The organism is Shewanella sp. SM20, from assembly GCF_025654545.1.
Taxonomy (GTDB): domain Bacteria; phylum Pseudomonadota; class Gammaproteobacteria; order Enterobacterales; family Shewanellaceae; genus Shewanella; species Shewanella oncorhynchi.
Map to the genome: position 1 here is coordinate 23,178 of NZ_JAKKRK010000010.1, position 16,384 is coordinate 39,561.

Genomic DNA, 16,384 nt, shown 5'->3' on the forward strand with positions numbered 1-16,384 from the left:
TGTTTATCCAGTTAAAAATTACCATACAAATGATGATACTATTGTCAGTTATCGGACACACACTAAGCAAGTTTAGCGACAATTTATATTTTCTGGAAAAATTTCAGTAACAAAGCGTGCTATTGAGCAAATATCTTTAGTCTGAATTTGACCCTTACGCCGCCCTGATATACCTTGTGTCCGCTAAATCAAAGGAAACCTGAACGTGGCGAAGAAACCCGAAAATCTTAGTTTTGAAGAATCCCTTGGCGAACTTGAACGCATCGTTGCCGATCTAGAACAAGGCGATATCTCCCTCGATGACGCGTTAAAACAATTTGAACGTGGCATCAATCTCGTTCGAAATAGCCAAGCAAAACTCGAACAAGCCCAACAAAAAGTGGCCATTTTACTGAAACAAGACGAAAATGCGCCCCTATCCCCCTATGCCGTTGAGGGCGAATAAGCGTGTTAGTCAGTACCATTCAAGAATATCAACAACGAGTTGATGATCAATTAAAACAGCGTTTTAGTACGCTTGAAGATACCGCTCCCCAATTAAAAGCCGCTATGACTTACGGTGCCTTATTGGGAGGGAAGCGCATTCGACCGTTCCTCGTATACAGTGTAGGACGCATGTTTGGGGTCGAACTCGAAAAGTTAGATGCTTGCGCCGCAGCCATTGAATGTATCCATGCTTATTCATTAATCCACGACGATTTACCCGCCATGGACGATGACGAGCTGCGCCGTAGCCAGCCGACAGTGCATATCGCCTTTGATGAAGCGACGGCCATTTTAGCGGGGGATGCTCTGCAAACCTTAGCCTTTGAAATTGTCACCGAAGCCGTAGCAGGGATCAGCAGCGAACAACATATTGCTATGGTAAGAGTATTAGCCAAAGCCTCAGGTTATCGTGGTATGTGTGGAGGCCAAGCGATAGACTTAGCCTCGACCGATAAACATATTGATCTTAAAGCGTTAACTCAGCTACATAATATGAAAACTGGCGCCCTTATCAGCTGCGCCGTTGAGTTAGCTTTGATCGCCGCAAACGCGCCAAAAGATCAGTATGCTGCTATGATGGATTTTGCTCGTGCGGTCGGACTCGCCTTCCAAGTACAAGACGATATCCTTGACATCGTAGCCACCACCGAAGAGCTAGGTAAACCGCAAGGCTCTGATACTGAATCGAATAAGAGTACGTTTCCACAACTACTTGGACTACAAGGTGCACAAGACACCGCCAAACAACTGATCCAAGAGGCACTATCAGCGCTGGCTAAATTGCCATACAATAGCCAGTTAATTGCAGACTTCGCCCGCTATATCATTGAGCGAAGAATATAATAAGAGTCGAAGTATCTCGCTATGAGTTTGGACATTTCTCAGTTTCCCGTGTTGGCGCAGGCCAACACCCCCAATGAGCTCCGCCAGCTTCCTCAGGCACTTTTACCACAAGTAGCCGATGAACTGCGCGAGTTCCTTCTTAAGTCTGTTGGCATGTCCAGCGGACATTTTGCCTCTGGGCTCGGCACAGTAGAACTCACTGTGGCACTGCACTATGTCTACAATACCCCCTTTGATCGACTGATCTGGGACGTAGGCCATCAAGCCTACCCCCATAAAATTCTCACGGGTCGACGTGACAAAATGCACACCATTCGGCAAAAAGATGGCTTACATCCTTTCCCATGGCGTGAAGAAAGTGAATACGACACTTTCAGCGTTGGCCATTCAGGCACGTCGATTAGCGCCGCACTGGCGATGGCGATAGCTGCAGAAAAAGAACAAGCAGGTCGTAAAGTTGTCGCTGTCATCGGCGATGGCGCTATGACCGGCGGCATGGTGTTTGAAGCCATGAACCACGCGGGCGACTTGCACAATGACATGCTCGTGGTACTGAACGACAACGAAATGTCGATTTCAGAAAATGTCGGCGCCCTCAACAATCATTTAGCACAACTGATGTCAGGCCGTTTCTACACCACACTGCGCGAAGGCGGCAAAAAAGTGTTGAAAGGTATGCCAGTCATCAAAGAAATGGCCAAGCGCACTGAGGAACACCTCAAAGGTATGGTCGTTCCTGGCACTCTATTTGAAGAGTTAGGTTTCAACTACATAGGTCCTATCGACGGCCACGATGTAGACGCTCTGGTCGAGACCATGCGCAATATGCGTAATCTGAAAGGTCCACAGGTGCTGCACATCATGACCAAAAAAGGTCGTGGTTATGAACCTGCTGAAAAAGATCCTATTGGTTGGCATGCTGTGCCTAAGTTTGACCCATCACTCTTTAAAAAGCCGGCCACCAAACCCGGTTTGCCGACCTTTTCTCAAGTCTTCGGTAAATGGTTGTGCGACATTGCCGAACAAGATGAGAAAGTGTTAGCGATTACTCCTGCGATGCGTGAGGGTTCTGGCATGGTGGAGTTTTCCCAGCGCTTCCCGAAACAATATTTCGATGCAGCGATTGCCGAGCAGCATGCAGTCACCTTAGCGGCGGGTTTTGCCTGCGAAGGTTTCAAGCCTGTCGTCGCGATTTACTCGACTTTCCTGCAACGCGCCTATGATCAGCTTATTCACGATGTCGCACTACAACAATTGCCCGTGTTATTTGCCATTGACCGTGGCGGTATCGTCGGTGCCGATGGTCCAACCCACCAAGGTGCATTCGATTTAAGTTTTATGCGTTGTATCCCTAATATGGTGATCATGGCGCCGTCCGATGAAAACGAATGTCGTCAAATGCTTTACACTGGCTATTGCTATGATGCGGGCCCAAGTGCGGTGCGTTACCCAAGGGGTAGTGCCACGGGAGCGATGCAAGTCGAGTCCATGACTGCGTTGCCAATTGGTAAAGGTGTCATTAAGCGCATCGGTAAGCGTATTGCCATACTTAACTTTGGTACCTTGCTCGCATCAGCATTAACCGCTGCCGAAAGCTTAGATGCGACGGTTGTCGATATGCGCTTTGTGAAACCACTTGATGTTGATCTGATAAAAGAAATGGCACTAACCCATGAAGTGTTAGTCACTGTGGAGGAAAATGCCATTATAGGCGGTGCGGGTGCCGGAGTGCTTGAACAGCTTCAAAAGCTAAAAATGCCTAAAGCCGTACTCCAAATTGGTTTGCCAGACGAGTTCATTAAACATGGCTCGCCAGAGGAAGTCATCCACGATTTGCAACTGGATGCCAAAGGCATACTGGCGCAAATCAATGCTTATCTAGCGCAATAGGCTGAACTTGCTTATCTCGTTAAGACGCTAAATCTTATCAATAAAAAATTCCGCCCATAAAAAAGGACTGCTATTGCAGTCCTTTTTTGTTGCTGTCTTTATATAACCGCGGCTGATCCAATAAAGCTTAAGCTTCGATATCTATCGTTGCGCTTTCTTGGTTAGGGCCACCCTGTGACACCATCACCATAGCAGGGCGCAGCAAGCGACTGTTCAGCTCATAACCCTTTTGCATCACCAACATCACAGTGTTCGCAGGGAACTCGGCGCTTGGCTGCATGCCAATCGCTTGATGTTGATCAGGGTTAAATGACTGACCTTGTGGATCAATTTGCTTAACACCAAATTTAGCCACCGCAGTGAGTAAGCTTTTTTGAGTTAACTCAACACCTTGATAAATCGCTTTAGTCGCTTCATCTTCTGGGTTTGTACCCATTAGCGCGCGCTCCATGTTATCAAGCACAGGCAAAAGCTCATTGGCGAACTTTTCCAAGGCAAACTTGTTCGCCTTTTCCACATCCATTGCGGCACGACGACGAATGTTATCGACCTCGGCTGCGGCGCGGATGACTGAATCCTTCTGCTCTTCAACTTTCGCCAAAGCTTCAGCGAGTAACTGTTCCAGCTCTTCAATACGGAAATTGGCCTGGGTAAGCTCATCGATCAGACTTGCTTCTGCGGTAGATACTTCAGACTCTACACCCTCTTGGATCAGATCCTGTTCTGCTTTAATCGATTCGTTGCTCATTTTCACTCCAGCTAAAAATGCTTTGTTTCTGAAATACTCTGGGCATATTATGGGGATCAATTTTGACGTTTCAAGGCCTAAGGCCAGATCTAGCATAAATATGACCACAAAGTTTCATACTATCGGCCTTATCGGCAAACCTCACCACCAAGGGACCAACCAAACCTTAAAGCGTCTGCATTATTGGCTGACAATGCAGGGCTTTGAAGTCTTAGTGGAAGAGCGTGTTGCTACCGAATTAGGACCCAATATCATAGCGGTCGATTTACTAGAAATTGGCGCGCGTTGCGACTTAGCCATAGTCGTCGGTGGTGACGGTAATATGCTCGGCGCGGCAAGGGTATTAGCCCGCTTCGATTTAGGCGTGATTGGGGTTAACCGCGGCAATTTAGGCTTTTTAACCGATCTGCCGCCCGATGCCTTCGAAGAGGCGCTCGCCAAGGTACTCGATGGAGAGTTCGATACCGAGCATAGATTCTTACTCGAAGCCGAAGTCTATCGCCACGGTATGCTCAAGGCGAGCAACACCGCCGTCAACGAAGCCGTACTCCATCCGGGTAAAATTGCCCACATGATTGAGTTTGAGGTCTATATTGACGATCAGTTCATGTACAGCCAACGTGCCGACGGCATGATAGTGTCAACGCCTACCGGTTCAACGGCCTACGCCCTCTCCGCTGGCGGCGCTATTCTGACGCCTAATTTACAGGCCCTAATCTTAGTACCTATGTTCCCGCACACTTTGTCGTGCCGCCCGATTGTTGTCGATGCGTGCAGCACCATAAAAATGGTTGTGTCACCTGAAAATGGCGAAAACCTCGAAGTCAGCTGTGATGGCCACGTGCATTTAGCCGTGTTACCCGGCGATGAAATCATAGTGCGCCGCAGCTCTGAACGTTTACGGCTTATTCATCCTAAAGGACACAACTATTTCCACGTGCTGCGGACCAAATTAGGCTGGGGCAGCAAGTTGTTTTAAGTCTGTATCTTTGGGCTAAATCACCAATAAAAGAGACATATCACGTCTCTTTTTTATTTTGTAAATTTAACCTAAAAGGTTGCCATTAAAGCCTTATCTTTTCCCCTGCACAGTCTTTGGTGAACTTTTTAGCACCTCTCACAAACGGCAGGTATTCGCATTAATGACGTTTAAGCATTAATGACACTAACCAGTTTGATAAAAGTTCAAACAGTATTTTTTAGTTTTGTTACTTAAAATTTCTGCTTCAATTTCACCCTGTTCTCTCAATTTCCCCTCTTAACCCATTAGAAGCGGTCACTTTTTATTTCAACTTTTCTGTTATTCGCTCAATATACTTGAATATTTGGGCTGGCTGTTCGCTCAAATAAACTGAAACTAAATTAAACAATGGTTATTAAATTTCATATTAAAGTAAAATTCATTAAGTGATATCCATCACAATAAAATCCCACCATTTTAAAACGTGCTCTAGATCACTATAAAAAACCATTCCAAAATGGACATATTAGGCAAACATTACAATAGCTTGATGAAAATAGAAGTAAATGAGTTAATCTAGCCACAACAATCTATGCGACCTTAATCACACCTTAAAAATGACTGAAAAAACCAATAACAGACTATTAATGAAATAAATGGATCAGTTAATTGCAATAATGACGATGAATATGAGTGATAGCTCTACTTTTAATAACCAGAAAAACAACAAATTTAATTTAATATAACCAAAGTAGATATACACCCAACAGTCTAAGTGATCATTGTCACATATAAGAAAATCCCCCGAGAGAAGCACCCCGCAGCACTGTAAATTAGCATTTCATATAACAGCCAAGATGATCTAGATCATATTAGTCAAGCTCACAATAGCGTCTAGTACACAACACAGAATGTCGAGACCGTAAGTACTTGCAGTATTAACTGCTGATTTATTGGTCTGGGAAGTCGACATGAAGGCAGATGAAAAATCCTAATATCAATAATAAGACAGACCACTTTATGAAGAGGCAAGCATGACAATACTTCAACTCCTCGCTAGCTTGACGCCAGTGCTCAGTGTAATGCTATTTCTAGTGTTACTCAGAATGCCTGCATCTAAGGCTATGCCTATCTCCATGATAATCACAGCGCTCGCCGCCGTGTTTATTTGGCAAATGGATACCACATTACTGGCGGCATCGGTCCTCGAAGGACTGCTCTCAGCCATCACACCGTTAACCATCATTTTTGGTGCCGTATTCCTACTCAATACCCTGAAATACTCAGGTGCCATGGACACTATCCGTGCTGGGTTTACTAACATCAGTGCCGATGCCCGTGTACAAGTCATCATCATCTGTTGGTTATTCGGTGCCTTTATTGAAGGTAGTGCTGGTTTTGGTACTCCCGCAGCCATTGGCGCACCACTACTGGTATTGCTTGGTGTACCACCCGTTGCCGCAGCTGTCGTGGCTTTAATTGCTGACTCGGCCTGTGTATCCTTCGGTGCGATTGGTCTACCCGTACTCTTTGGGATGGAACAGGGTCTGATCCAAGGTGGCGTGAGCATGGCGGCGGAGCAATTTGCTGCCCATGGCGGTAACTATGCTGGTTATGCTCGATATATCGTCATGCATATGATCACTATCGACTTAATCACAGGTTCATTAATTCCTCTCGTAATGGTGACCATGCTAACTGGATTCTTTGGTCGCAATAAATCCTTTAAGGAAGGCTTAGCAATTTGGAAATTTGCGATTTTCTCAGGTCTTGCCTTTACCGTCCCCGCATGGATCATCAACTACCTTGCAGGCCCAGAATTCCCTTCGGTTATCGGTTCATTGATCGGTATGGCCTTAGTGATCCCGGTTGCGCGTAAAGGCTACTTACTGCCTAAAACGCCATGGAATGATTTCGCAGAGAATGACAGTCAAGAAAGCGGAAAAGTCGAAACAACGGCTAAGTTTTCTCAAATTGCCGCTTGGACACCTTACATCATCATGGCTGCGCTTTTGGTACTGTCGCGTACAGTGGCACCGTTAAAAGCATGGTTATCAAGCTTTAACATCAGCTGGACAGGCCTAATGGGCACTGAGCTTAAAGCCAGCTTCGCAACCTTATATGCACCAGGTGCCTTCTTTGTTGCCGTGTGTATTCTAGGTTTCTTCCTGTTCAAAATGAAAAGCCCTGCGATTCAGCAAACGGTCGGTGTTTCATGTAAGTCCATGTTGCCAACCATTATTTCATTAGGCGCATCAGTGCCTATGGTGAAAATCTTCTTAAACTCAGGCGCGAATGGTGCAGGCCTTGCCTCAATGCCTGTCGCTTTAGCGGATATGTTGGCAGGTTCCATGGGCGCAGTGTGGGCTTGGATGGCGCCTATCGTGGGGATTTTTGGTGCCTTCTTATCCGGTTCAGCCACCTTCTCAAACATGATGTTCTCCAGCCTTCAATACAGCGTGGCCGACAATATTGGCATGAACCACACACTGGTATTGGCACTACAAGGTATCGGTGCAAACGCCGGTAACATGATGTGCGTAATGAACGTGGTTGCCGCTGCAACGGTAGTGGGTATGGCAGGTAGAGAGTCAGAAATTATCCGTAAAACAATGCCTGTTGCCATTGGTTATGCCTTACTGGCGGGCACAATAGCTACCCTGTGGGGTGGATTCTAAGCCGTTTTATTTTATTGAATGCCCGAAGTCACTCCCAGTGACTTCGGCTTTAATCTATTAATAAAGAGAGTGATGCTATGTCGATTAACTATAAACTGGTCATCGATGATCTAAGAACGCAATTAGGTGATCATCCCGTGACGGATGATCCCGTTCGCCGTTTTGCCTGGTCCACCGATGCAAGCTACTTCAGGATAGTCCCAGAAGTGGTTGTCCATGCAGAAACCCTAGAACAGGTAAAGCTCACATTAGCCGTTGCCCGTAAGCATGATGCACCAGTCACGTTTAGGGCCGCTGGAACCAGTTTATCTGGCCAAGCTATCGGTGAAGGTATTTTGTTGATCCTTGGCCATGATGGTTTTAGAAAGATTGAAGTCAGTAGCGATGCCAAACAGATCACCTTAGGTGCTGCTGTCATTGGTTCCGACGCTAACGCCGTACTCGCGCCGCTTAACCGCAAAATTGGTCCCGATCCAGCCACCATAGGCTCCGCCAAAATTGGTGGTATTGTGGCAAACAATGCTTCGGGAATGTGCTGTGGTACTGCGCAAAACAGTTACCAAACTATCGCTTCCGCGAAACTTCTTTTTGCAGATGGTACTGAACTCGATACAGGCTGTGAAAAATCAAAAGCTGCCTTTGTTAAATCCCATGGAAAAATACTGGATGCGCTGACAGAACTGTCGCACATGACTCGCCATAACACAGTGTTAGCGGACAGAATTCGTAAAAAGTATTCCATTAAAAATACCACCGGCTACGGCATCAATTCGTTACTCGATTTTACCGACCCATTTGACATCATCAACCACTTAATGGTGGGGATGGAAGGCACCTTAGCCTTTATTAATGAAGTCACTTATCACACAGTGAATGAAGCTAAATTTAAAGCCTCTGCTATGGCCGTATTCCATAATATGGAAGATGCCGCACGAGCCATACCACTGATAAACGGTGAAAGCGTTTCTGCTGCTGAACTCCTTGATTGGCCATCAATCAAAGCAGTAACAGGCAAGCCTGGCATGCCAGATTGGTTATCAGAATTACCGGCCCTATCCGCTATTCTACTGATAGAATCCCGTGCTGATGACGACAAAACCTTAGAAAATTATACTCAAGATGTCACCGCGAAACTCGCCGGTTTTGACTTTATCCGCCCAATGGAATTTAGTACTAATCCAGCGGTTTATGACAAATACTGGGCAATGCGCAAAGGCTTGTTCCCGATTGTAGGTGGTGAGCGTCCAAAGGGAACCTCAGTTATCATCGAAGACGTAGCCTTTGAACTAGAGCACCTTGCTGCTGCGGCGCACGATATCACTGAGCTTTTCCATAAACATGGTTACCCTGAAGGCTGTATTTATGGCCATGCTCTTGCGGGGAACTTCCACTTTATCATTACCCCCACCTTCTCGACTCAAGCCGATATCGATCGTTTCCATGCCTTTATGGATGATATTGCCGACATGGTGATTAACAAGTACGACGGTTCAATGAAAGCCGAGCATGGTACTGGCCGTGCTGTCGCGCCGTTCGTCGAAAAAGAATGGGGACAAGATGCTTACACTTTGATGAAGAGCATCAAACAAGTATTTGATCCACAAGGCATTCTAAACCCAGGCGTTATTCTTAACGACGATAGCAATGTCCACGTTAAAAACATCAAGCCCTGCCCTGTGGTCGATGATTTTGTTGATAAATGTATCGAATGTGGTTTCTGTGAAAAAACCTGCCCAACATCGGCACTCAACTTCTCACCTCGTCAGCGTATTGCGACTCTGCGTGAAATCGAACGTTTAGAACAATCCGGTGATAAAGCCGCCGCAGCAGAAATGCGCGCCGCCGCTAAATACGATGTAGTTGATACCTGTGCCGCCTGCCAGCTTTGTACTATTGCTTGCCCAGTGGATAACAGCATGGGCCAACTGGTGCGTAAACTGCGCACGCCGTACATCAGCACTACTGAACAAAAAGTCTTAGATTTCCAAGCCAAACACTTTGGCGCAGTTAACCAGGTTATCAGTTCAGGTTTTGACATGCTTGGCGTGATCCACAAGATCACTGGCGATAACATTACCAGTGCCCTAATGAAAACCGGCCGTTTGATTTCAAAAGAAGTGCCTTATTGGAACCCCGATTTCCCGAAAGGCGGCAAATTGCCAAAACCATCTCCCGCTAAAGTTGGCCAAGAAACAGTGGTTTACTTCCCAGCCTGTGGCGGCAGAACCTTTGGTCCGACGCCAAAAGATCCCGATAACCGCACTTTGCCAGAGGTGGTCGTCACGCTGCTGGAACGTGCTGGCTATAACGTCATCACGCCAGAAAAAACCCGCGATTTATGTTGCGGCCAGATGTGGGAATCTAAGGGCGACTTTAAAAACGCCGATGCCAAACGCCAAGAACTTATCGATGCCGTGAGCAAGATGACCAATGGTGGCAAGCTGCCAGTGATCGTCGATGCCCTGTCTTGCACCTACCGCACTTTGTCAGGTAATCCAAAAGTACAAATTATCGACTTAGTTGAGTTTATGCACGACAAGCTACTGACTAAGCTCAACATCAGCAAAAAAGTCAATGTGGCACTGCACTTAGGTTGTAGCGCACGCAAGATGAAACTTGAACCTAAGATGCAAGCAATCGCCGATGCCTGCTCTGCACAAGTGCTCAAACCTGCGGGAATTGACTGCTGCGGTTACGCGGGTGAAAAAGGCTTGTATAAGCCTGAAATCAACGCCAGCGCACTGCGTAATATCAAAAAGCTCATTCCTGTCGAGATTAAGGAAGGCTATTACGCCAACCGTATGTGCGAAGTCGGTTTGACCCAACACAGCGGCATTTCCTACCGCCACTTAGCTTATCTGCTCGAAGAGTGCAGCCGCTAATCTGGTATGACAGTAGTAAACAACGGGGCTATTTTTAGCCCCGTTTGTTTATATAAGCGAACTATTCTCATTTATTTGTCATTAAGTATTTTTTGAGAATTTAAAACCTGAATAAATACATTTTAAAATCAATATAATCATCAAGTTAAAATATTCTCATTTTTGAAAAAATCTACAAGCTCATTTACTAAATTAGGGCTACTTATTCCGCTAAGATAGGCCTATATTTGATCAACTACCTTAGCATTAGTGTGGATATTGGGTCACACTGCAAGGCAATGTCGTTCACTAACAAGAAAGAGAAAACACAATGAAAATCGCCCTTTTCATCCCGTGTCTAGTCAATCAAATGATGCCAGAGGTCGCGATTGCCACCTTGGAATTATTAGAGAAACTCGGGCACCAAGTGATTCTACCCGCGGGTCAAACATGCTGTGGCCAGCCGATGACAAACTCGGGTTGCTTCGATGCAGCACGCAGTACCACTCTTAAATTGCTCAACGCCTTTAAAGGAGTGGAATGCGACGCTATTGTTTGCCCTGCCGCCTCTTGTTTAGTGGCCGCCAAAGAAAACTTCCACGAGTTTGATAGCAGCCCAGAAGCACAAGCTGTGATCAACAAACTCTATGAACTCACAGAGTTTTTGCACGATATCGCGCCGATTCCCGCCTTTACCAAGCCCTTCGCGCACAAGGTAAGCCTGCAACTAAGTTGCCATGGCATTCGCATGTTAAGCCTTGCCACCCCAAGTGAGCAAATGGGACCAAGATTCAACAAAGTCGAAGCTGTATTGGCCAATATTGCCGGCATAGACATAGTGTATCCAGACCGCCGTGACGAATGCTGCGGCTTTGGTGGCACCTTCGCCGTCGATGAAGGCGCAGTGTCAGCCAAAATGGGCAAAGATAAGGCCCAAGCCCACGCCGCAACGGGTGCTGAGTATGTGGTGGGTTTTGATCCCTCATGCCTGTTGCACCTCGATGGCATGATCCGCAGACAGCAATTGCCGATTGAAATTCGCCACATAGCGCAAGTGCTAAACGCCGCGCTCTAGGAGACTCACCATGGCTTACAATCATAATCACGGAGCTAATGGCTCCCAAGTCCATGCCCATAAAGCCGATATTTTTTGCCGCGACGAAACCCGTGTCGACTGGCATTCAAAAGCGCTATGGATGCTCAGAGAAAAACGCGACCGCGCCGCGGGTAGCATCCCAGAATGGGAACAACTGCGTCAGTTAGGCTCAGAAATTAAGCTCCACACGCTAACCCATCTTGCTCAATATCTTGAAACCTTTGAACAAAACTGTATCGCCAACGGTATACAAGTCCATTGGGCGAAAGATGGCGCAGAGCACAATCGTATCGTGCATGACATTTTATCCCGCCATAAAGTCAAAAAGTTGGTGAAGTCTAAGTCTATGCTGACCGAGGAATGTCACCTCAATCCGTACTTAGAACAACGTGGCATTGAGGTCATAGATACCGACTTAGGTGAGCGGATTATTCAGCTCGCCAAAATGCCACCATCACACATAGTCGTGCCCGCTATCCATATGAAAAAGGAAGAAGTCGGCGAACTCTTCCATGAGAAACTCGGCACTAAAGCAGGGGCAGCCGATCCCTTGTATTTAACCCGCGCCGCCCGTGCCCACTTGCGTGAACAGTTCCTTAGCGCCGATGCCGCGATGACAGGCGTGAACATGGCGATTGCCGATAAAGGCGCCGTGGTGGTCTGCACGAACGAAGGCAACGCCGACATGGGTGCTAACCTGCCTAAGTTGCAGTTGCATTCAATGGGCATCGACAAAGTGGTGCCCGATATCGATAGCGCAGCCGTCTTGCTACGCACACTGGCACGCAACGCCACAGGCCAACCTGTCACGACTTATAGCGCCTTTTACCGTGGCCCACAGCCCGAAGGTGAGATGCACATTATTATCGTCGACAATGGCCGCACTGAGATGCTCAAGGATAAAATCCTCGCAGAATCATTGAAGTGTATTCGTTGTGGTGGTTGCCTCAATACCTGTCCTGTGTATCGTCGCTCCGGCGGTTACAGCTACAACTACACCATACCTGGCCCAATTGGTATCGCAGTGGGCGCTAAGATTGATGACACTAACTCGATTGCCTGGGCCTGTACCTTGTGTGGCAGCTGTACCTATATCTGCCCGACGAAGGTGCCGCTCGATAAGATTATTTTCCACCACAGACGCCTTAAGGCTGAAGCCGGAAAACTCCCCTATGGCAAAAACAGTTACATGCCATTAGTGGGTAAATTTATGGCAAGCGAAACCATGCTGAACTGCTCTATGAGTGTGGCGAGAACTGCGCTGCGCATTCTACCGGGTAGTCTGTTAAAACCCTTTAGCGGTGCATGGGGTAAATACCGTGAACTGCCCGTTGCCCCGAACTCCAGCTTCGAAGCTTGGTTTAAGAAACACAGGAGCCTATAAGATGTCTAGTAAACTTGAAATTCTCAATGCGCTCAAACTGTCGGCCTTAACAAATCATCCTATGCCAAGCATAGATGTGACGCCAAGAGTCGAAAATCTCGTCGGCCAGTTCGAGACCAACCTCAATACTGTCGCGGGTACGCTGCATAAAGAAGGTGGCATCAAAGCCCTGCAAGCCAAAGTCGATGAACTTATCGCCCAAGGGTTACAGGTCATCTCCCTTGTAGAGGGTGTCACGGCAAACCGTGAAATGCCACCCACTGCCCACGAGCTCAAAAACATAGATTATGCAGTGATCCCTGGTGACATTGGCGTTGCCGAAAACGGTGCCATTTGGGTTAACAATAAAAATCTAGGCCACAGAGTGACACCTTTTATCTGTGAAAACCTGATCTTAGCCCTGCCAACGAATAAGATTGTGCCGACCCTACATCAGGCAGCTAAAGAAATCACGTTAGCCTCAGGTGAGTTCGGGGTGTTTATCGCGGGTCCATCAAAAACCGCCGATATCGAACAAGCCCTCGTCGTCGGCGCCCACGGTGCCTGCAGCTTGAACGTGTATTTGCTCTAATGCCTCGAGATTTAATGTAACCAAGAAAATTCAAGGGTTATGGAATAATCGAAACACAAAAGCCGCCTTCATTAGCGGCTTTCTTATTGAGATTTAGCTGAATGATATTTGAGTTGTAGGCTGATAAACCACTAACACAGCTTACTAATTAACGTTTATTGACAAGCAGTTTACAGGCTTGCCATGGCATTCACTCGCCGACTCGGTGAATAGAAACCTAGGGCTTTAAGCTTATGAACGAGAGCCATGGTCGTTCTCATGCATCCCTGCATTGCACGACATTCAGGCGTCCTGCCTATCAGATAGCGAACTGGCAGTTAAACACGGATGTTGTTCAAGTCAATCCGTGGATGCAGGGCCGCCCCATCCTGCTCTTTGATGAACGGCGCCATCTCTGATATTTATCTGCGTACGTTAGTGAACACTTAAATATAAATCCAACATTAAGATGTTGATTTAAATTGTGATATCACTACGTTCTAAGGCAATCGTTAGTGATAAGCAGGGGATCTTTATCAAGTCGCTTTAACCGCGTGCGATAGCGCACATACTGAGGATACCTTGATAGTATCCTCGACTCGGTTGATAGTATTCTCAACTATGTCCATGAGGCATTTATAGTAAAGGTGAGTAAATGAACGAGGTATTACTACAAATAAAGGCGCTCACCAATGGTGATCCTTTGTTGACGGCTGTCATTGTTGGAGTATTAACATTTACGTTAATTGGACTCGTAGGCTACATGCTAAAAGATGTCCCCGCGAAGCTGTTAAGTTGGCTCAGTAGTCTGCTGTTTGTGCGGCTCACTATAGACGATAGCCATCAGGCGCGCACAGAGGTATTCAATAAACTGTCCTTTTTGATCAGTAATACTACCATTCCGTTTTTTTCACGCTCTATCTCTGAGGCTGTGTACTATGACTATAGTGTGAGTTACGACGGGCGTGTCAGTGTTAAATCTATCGGCTATGGTATGCACCTGTTTAAATACGGTGGTTGTTTCATGTTGGCTACCCGATCTAAGGTCGATAGTACGATGGCATACGATTCTATTACTGTAAGTGCACCATGGTGGGCAAAAGATAAACTATATAGTTTTTTAGAAGATACTCGTGGAGACATATCTACAGAGCCGAAAGTTAATATTTTCGAAGAAACCGAATGGTGTCGCTATGGCACATTGAAATCATCGGGTTTTAGTGAATTAGTGCTAGATGAAGAGTTTAAGCAGAAGTTGATGGGAGAAGTTGATAACTTCGCAAGTAGAGGGAAATCGGTTGTAAGTAAGCTAACCATACTGTTACATGGAAAAACGGGTACAGGTAAGACGGGTATAGCGAGAGCCTTAGCTGTTGAGTATCATCGCGATCTATACATATTGAATCTATCGACTGTAAATGATGCCACTATTCATAAGGCGATTAGAAAGGTACCGCCCGGAGCTATGTTGTTAATAGAGGACTGTGACTGTGTAAAGGCTACGGTATCACGTACTGCTGAAAGCAATGCAGATAACCCACCACTCACTTTAGGTGGCGTTCTAAACGCGTTAGACGGAATCATTCCTCTTGATGACTGCCTTGTAATAATGACCACAAATCATCCTGATAATCTTGACCCAGCGTTGATACGTAAAGGTCGTGTAGATGTCAGTATTGAAGTACCACTTATCAGTGCAAAACAAGTTAATGAAGACTACTTTGAGCGTTTTGGCGCAGTTCTTAATAGAACTGAGCCATTGTTAGGTTGTGAAGTCTATGAACTCCATCGCAGAGCGAACTTAAGATATGGTGTGTGTTGTAAGCCATTGTAAATGCTCTGGATTCAACAAACCATGAGGTCATGATAGCCATGAATAACAATAAACTGATCGTCTTCAATTAGTGGTAACTGGCCGAGTTGCTGTAATCTGATTTTTAATTCAGCAAGCAGAAATACATTGTCATCCGCCAAACCGGCGGGAAAAACGGTTTTCGCAATTCTAATAGCATAAATGGATTTGTAACTAATACGCCTTTGCACAAAAAGACAATCAGTAGCCATGATCTCGGATAACACTTGATTTGAGGCTTCATAATCGAGAGGAAAGTCCTCTTCACCGACCAACTGTAGTTGCAAATACACAGGACGAGAAGCTAACAGCGTCATACATTCGCGCCATTTAGTATTATTCATCATAGAACTCATAATGTTAAATTGCTTTTTTACTCCTGATGATTAGCAAGTTACCTTTGGTGTTTAACAGCCCGTATAGGGATTAAAAATGGTAGCGAATAAAGTAAGCCGCTTAAAGTAATGGGCTAGACGTAAACTCGTTTAGTACATCTTCTGAGGTTGACTCATATTCAACCACCAGTTTATGGGGTGTAAGCCGATACACCCTCACCTCAATATTCCCTCGCACAGCATAAATTAAAGCGCCGCCATAGGTTGTTTCAGGCCCAAGATCTCCTGCTGGAACTTGCTCGGCGGCGCCAATATACAGGCACCCTGACAATATTGTTAAGTTTGCAGAGAGATAATTCGAATTGAGCCCAGCCTCACCTAGCTTACGGAAAATTTCAACCTCATAATAGCCATCGGCGCCAAGTCCTACGAATAGCACATGACCTTGATTGATTTCCAAAATTTCGTCACTCGGCACCGACCACCAATCAGCCGTATCTTCACAGCGATGAGTTAATGCCGCGGGATCAAATATCGCCATTGTGGCGGTATCTGTGTCAAACCGAGTTGTTGTATAGGGTTTACTCATCATCCTTGCCCACTAACAGAAATAATTCTGACTACCTGTTTTATCCTTGATAACTCCAAACCTAAAATAGAAAAATCGCCATAATTTTAGGCCGTTACTACCACTTACTTA

Annotated in this window: 13 protein-coding genes; 10 read left to right on the top strand and 3 right to left on the bottom strand. The window is 46.1% G+C overall.

Annotation, left to right across the window (positions count from 1 at the left end):
- The first annotated feature begins 205 nt into the window (after positions 1 to 205).
- Genes xseB through dxs form a run of 3 tightly spaced genes read left to right on the top strand, consistent with a single transcriptional unit; the run spans position 206 to position 3,219 of the window.
- The gene (xseB, locus tag L5M18_RS06095) at positions 206 to 445 is read left to right on the top strand and encodes an exodeoxyribonuclease VII small subunit (protein ID WP_006080884.1); all 240 of its coding nucleotides are present in this window, start codon (positions 206 to 208) and stop codon (positions 443 to 445) included.
- 2 nt (positions 446 to 447) lie between these two features.
- Positions 448 to 1,329, top strand: a complete 882-nt coding sequence (ispA, locus tag L5M18_RS06100; protein WP_263196242.1) for a (2E,6E)-farnesyl diphosphate synthase — start codon at positions 448 to 450, stop codon at positions 1,327 to 1,329.
- 21 nt (positions 1,330 to 1,350) lie between these two features.
- Positions 1,351 to 3,219 (top strand): 1-deoxy-D-xylulose-5-phosphate synthase, encoded by a 1,869-nt coding sequence (dxs, locus tag L5M18_RS06105; RefSeq protein WP_263196244.1) that lies wholly within the window; start codon positions 1,351 to 1,353, stop codon positions 3,217 to 3,219.
- 127 nt (positions 3,220 to 3,346) lie between these two features.
- On the opposite strand, the gene grpE is transcribed toward dxs, so the two are convergent.
- Positions 3,347 to 3,967, bottom strand: a complete 621-nt coding sequence (gene grpE, locus L5M18_RS06110) for a nucleotide exchange factor GrpE (protein ID WP_028760692.1) — start codon at positions 3,965 to 3,967, stop codon at positions 3,347 to 3,349.
- Between the two features lie 100 nt (positions 3,968 to 4,067).
- On the opposite strand from grpE, the gene nadK reads away from it, so the two are divergent.
- From nadK to L5M18_RS06145, 7 genes are all read left to right on the top strand, one after another.
- Positions 4,068 to 4,946 carry an NAD(+) kinase gene (gene nadK, locus L5M18_RS06115; protein WP_081729057.1) on the top strand — a complete coding sequence of 293 codons (879 nt, stop codon included), beginning with the start codon at positions 4,068 to 4,070 and terminating at the stop codon, positions 4,944 to 4,946.
- A gap of 1,016 nt (positions 4,947 to 5,962) precedes the next feature.
- The gene (locus L5M18_RS06120) at positions 5,963 to 7,606 is read left to right on the top strand and encodes an L-lactate permease (RefSeq protein WP_049821741.1); all 1,644 of its coding nucleotides are present in this window, start codon (positions 5,963 to 5,965) and stop codon (positions 7,604 to 7,606) included.
- Positions 7,607 to 7,683: 77 nt separating this feature from the next.
- On the top strand, positions 7,684 to 10,488 hold the full coding sequence (locus L5M18_RS06125; protein ID WP_113941023.1) for an FAD-binding and (Fe-S)-binding domain-containing protein: 2,805 nt from the start codon (positions 7,684 to 7,686) through the stop codon (positions 10,486 to 10,488).
- 310 nt (positions 10,489 to 10,798) lie between these two features.
- The gene (locus L5M18_RS06130) at positions 10,799 to 11,542 is read left to right on the top strand and encodes a (Fe-S)-binding protein (RefSeq protein ID WP_006085148.1); all 744 of its coding nucleotides are present in this window, start codon (positions 10,799 to 10,801) and stop codon (positions 11,540 to 11,542) included.
- A 10-nt stretch (positions 11,543 to 11,552) separates the two neighbouring features.
- On the top strand, positions 11,553 to 12,947 hold the full coding sequence (locus tag L5M18_RS06135) for a lactate utilization protein B (RefSeq protein ID WP_113941021.1): 1,395 nt from the start codon (positions 11,553 to 11,555) through the stop codon (positions 12,945 to 12,947).
- A 1-nt stretch (position 12,948) separates the two neighbouring features.
- Positions 12,949 to 13,518 carry a lactate utilization protein C gene (locus L5M18_RS06140; RefSeq protein ID WP_028760696.1) on the top strand — a complete coding sequence of 190 codons (570 nt, stop codon included), beginning with the start codon at positions 12,949 to 12,951 and terminating at the stop codon, positions 13,516 to 13,518.
- A gap of 634 nt (positions 13,519 to 14,152) precedes the next feature.
- Positions 14,153 to 15,331, top strand: a complete 1,179-nt coding sequence (locus L5M18_RS06145; protein ID WP_263196246.1) for an AAA family ATPase — start codon at positions 14,153 to 14,155, stop codon at positions 15,329 to 15,331.
- An 11-nt stretch (positions 15,332 to 15,342) separates the two neighbouring features.
- Here L5M18_RS06145 and L5M18_RS06150 read toward each other — a convergent pair whose 3' ends face one another.
- Both L5M18_RS06150 and L5M18_RS06155 read right to left on the bottom strand, forming a co-directional pair.
- Complete coding sequence (locus L5M18_RS06150) at positions 15,343 to 15,696, bottom strand: hypothetical protein (protein ID WP_263196248.1); 354 nt, start codon at positions 15,694 to 15,696, stop codon at positions 15,343 to 15,345.
- Positions 15,697 to 15,805: 109 nt separating this feature from the next.
- A complete protein-coding gene (locus L5M18_RS06155) occupies positions 15,806 to 16,273 on the bottom strand; it encodes a DUF6386 family protein (RefSeq protein ID WP_251068797.1) in 468 nt (155 codons plus the stop codon).
- Positions 16,274 to 16,384: the final 111 nt, after the last annotated feature.

Excerpts from the sequence above, each read along its gene's own strand:
- L5M18_RS06125 (WP_113941023.1), top strand. The coding sequence starts at position 7,684 with ATGTCGATTAACTATAAACTGGTCATCGATGATCTAAGAACGCAATTA.
- nadK (WP_081729057.1), top strand. The coding sequence starts at position 4,068 with ATGACCACAAAGTTTCATACTATCGGCCTTATCGGCAAACCTCACCAC.
- L5M18_RS06135 (WP_113941021.1), top strand. The coding sequence starts at position 11,553 with ATGGCTTACAATCATAATCACGGAGCTAATGGCTCCCAAGTCCATGCC.
- L5M18_RS06130 (WP_006085148.1), top strand. The coding sequence starts at position 10,799 with ATGAAAATCGCCCTTTTCATCCCGTGTCTAGTCAATCAAATGATGCCA.
- L5M18_RS06155 (WP_251068797.1), bottom strand. The coding sequence starts at position 16,273 with ATGAGTAAACCCTATACAACAACTCGGTTTGACACAGATACCGCCACA.
- L5M18_RS06145 (WP_263196246.1), top strand. The coding sequence starts at position 14,153 with ATGAACGAGGTATTACTACAAATAAAGGCGCTCACCAATGGTGATCCT.
- L5M18_RS06120 (WP_049821741.1), top strand. The coding sequence starts at position 5,963 with ATGACAATACTTCAACTCCTCGCTAGCTTGACGCCAGTGCTCAGTGTA.
- L5M18_RS06140 (WP_028760696.1), top strand. The coding sequence starts at position 12,949 with ATGTCTAGTAAACTTGAAATTCTCAATGCGCTCAAACTGTCGGCCTTA.
- L5M18_RS06150 (WP_263196248.1), bottom strand. The coding sequence starts at position 15,696 with ATGATGAATAATACTAAATGGCGCGAATGTATGACGCTGTTAGCTTCT.
- grpE (WP_028760692.1), bottom strand. The coding sequence starts at position 3,967 with ATGAGCAACGAATCGATTAAAGCAGAACAGGATCTGATCCAAGAGGGT.
- dxs (WP_263196244.1), top strand. The coding sequence starts at position 1,351 with ATGAGTTTGGACATTTCTCAGTTTCCCGTGTTGGCGCAGGCCAACACC.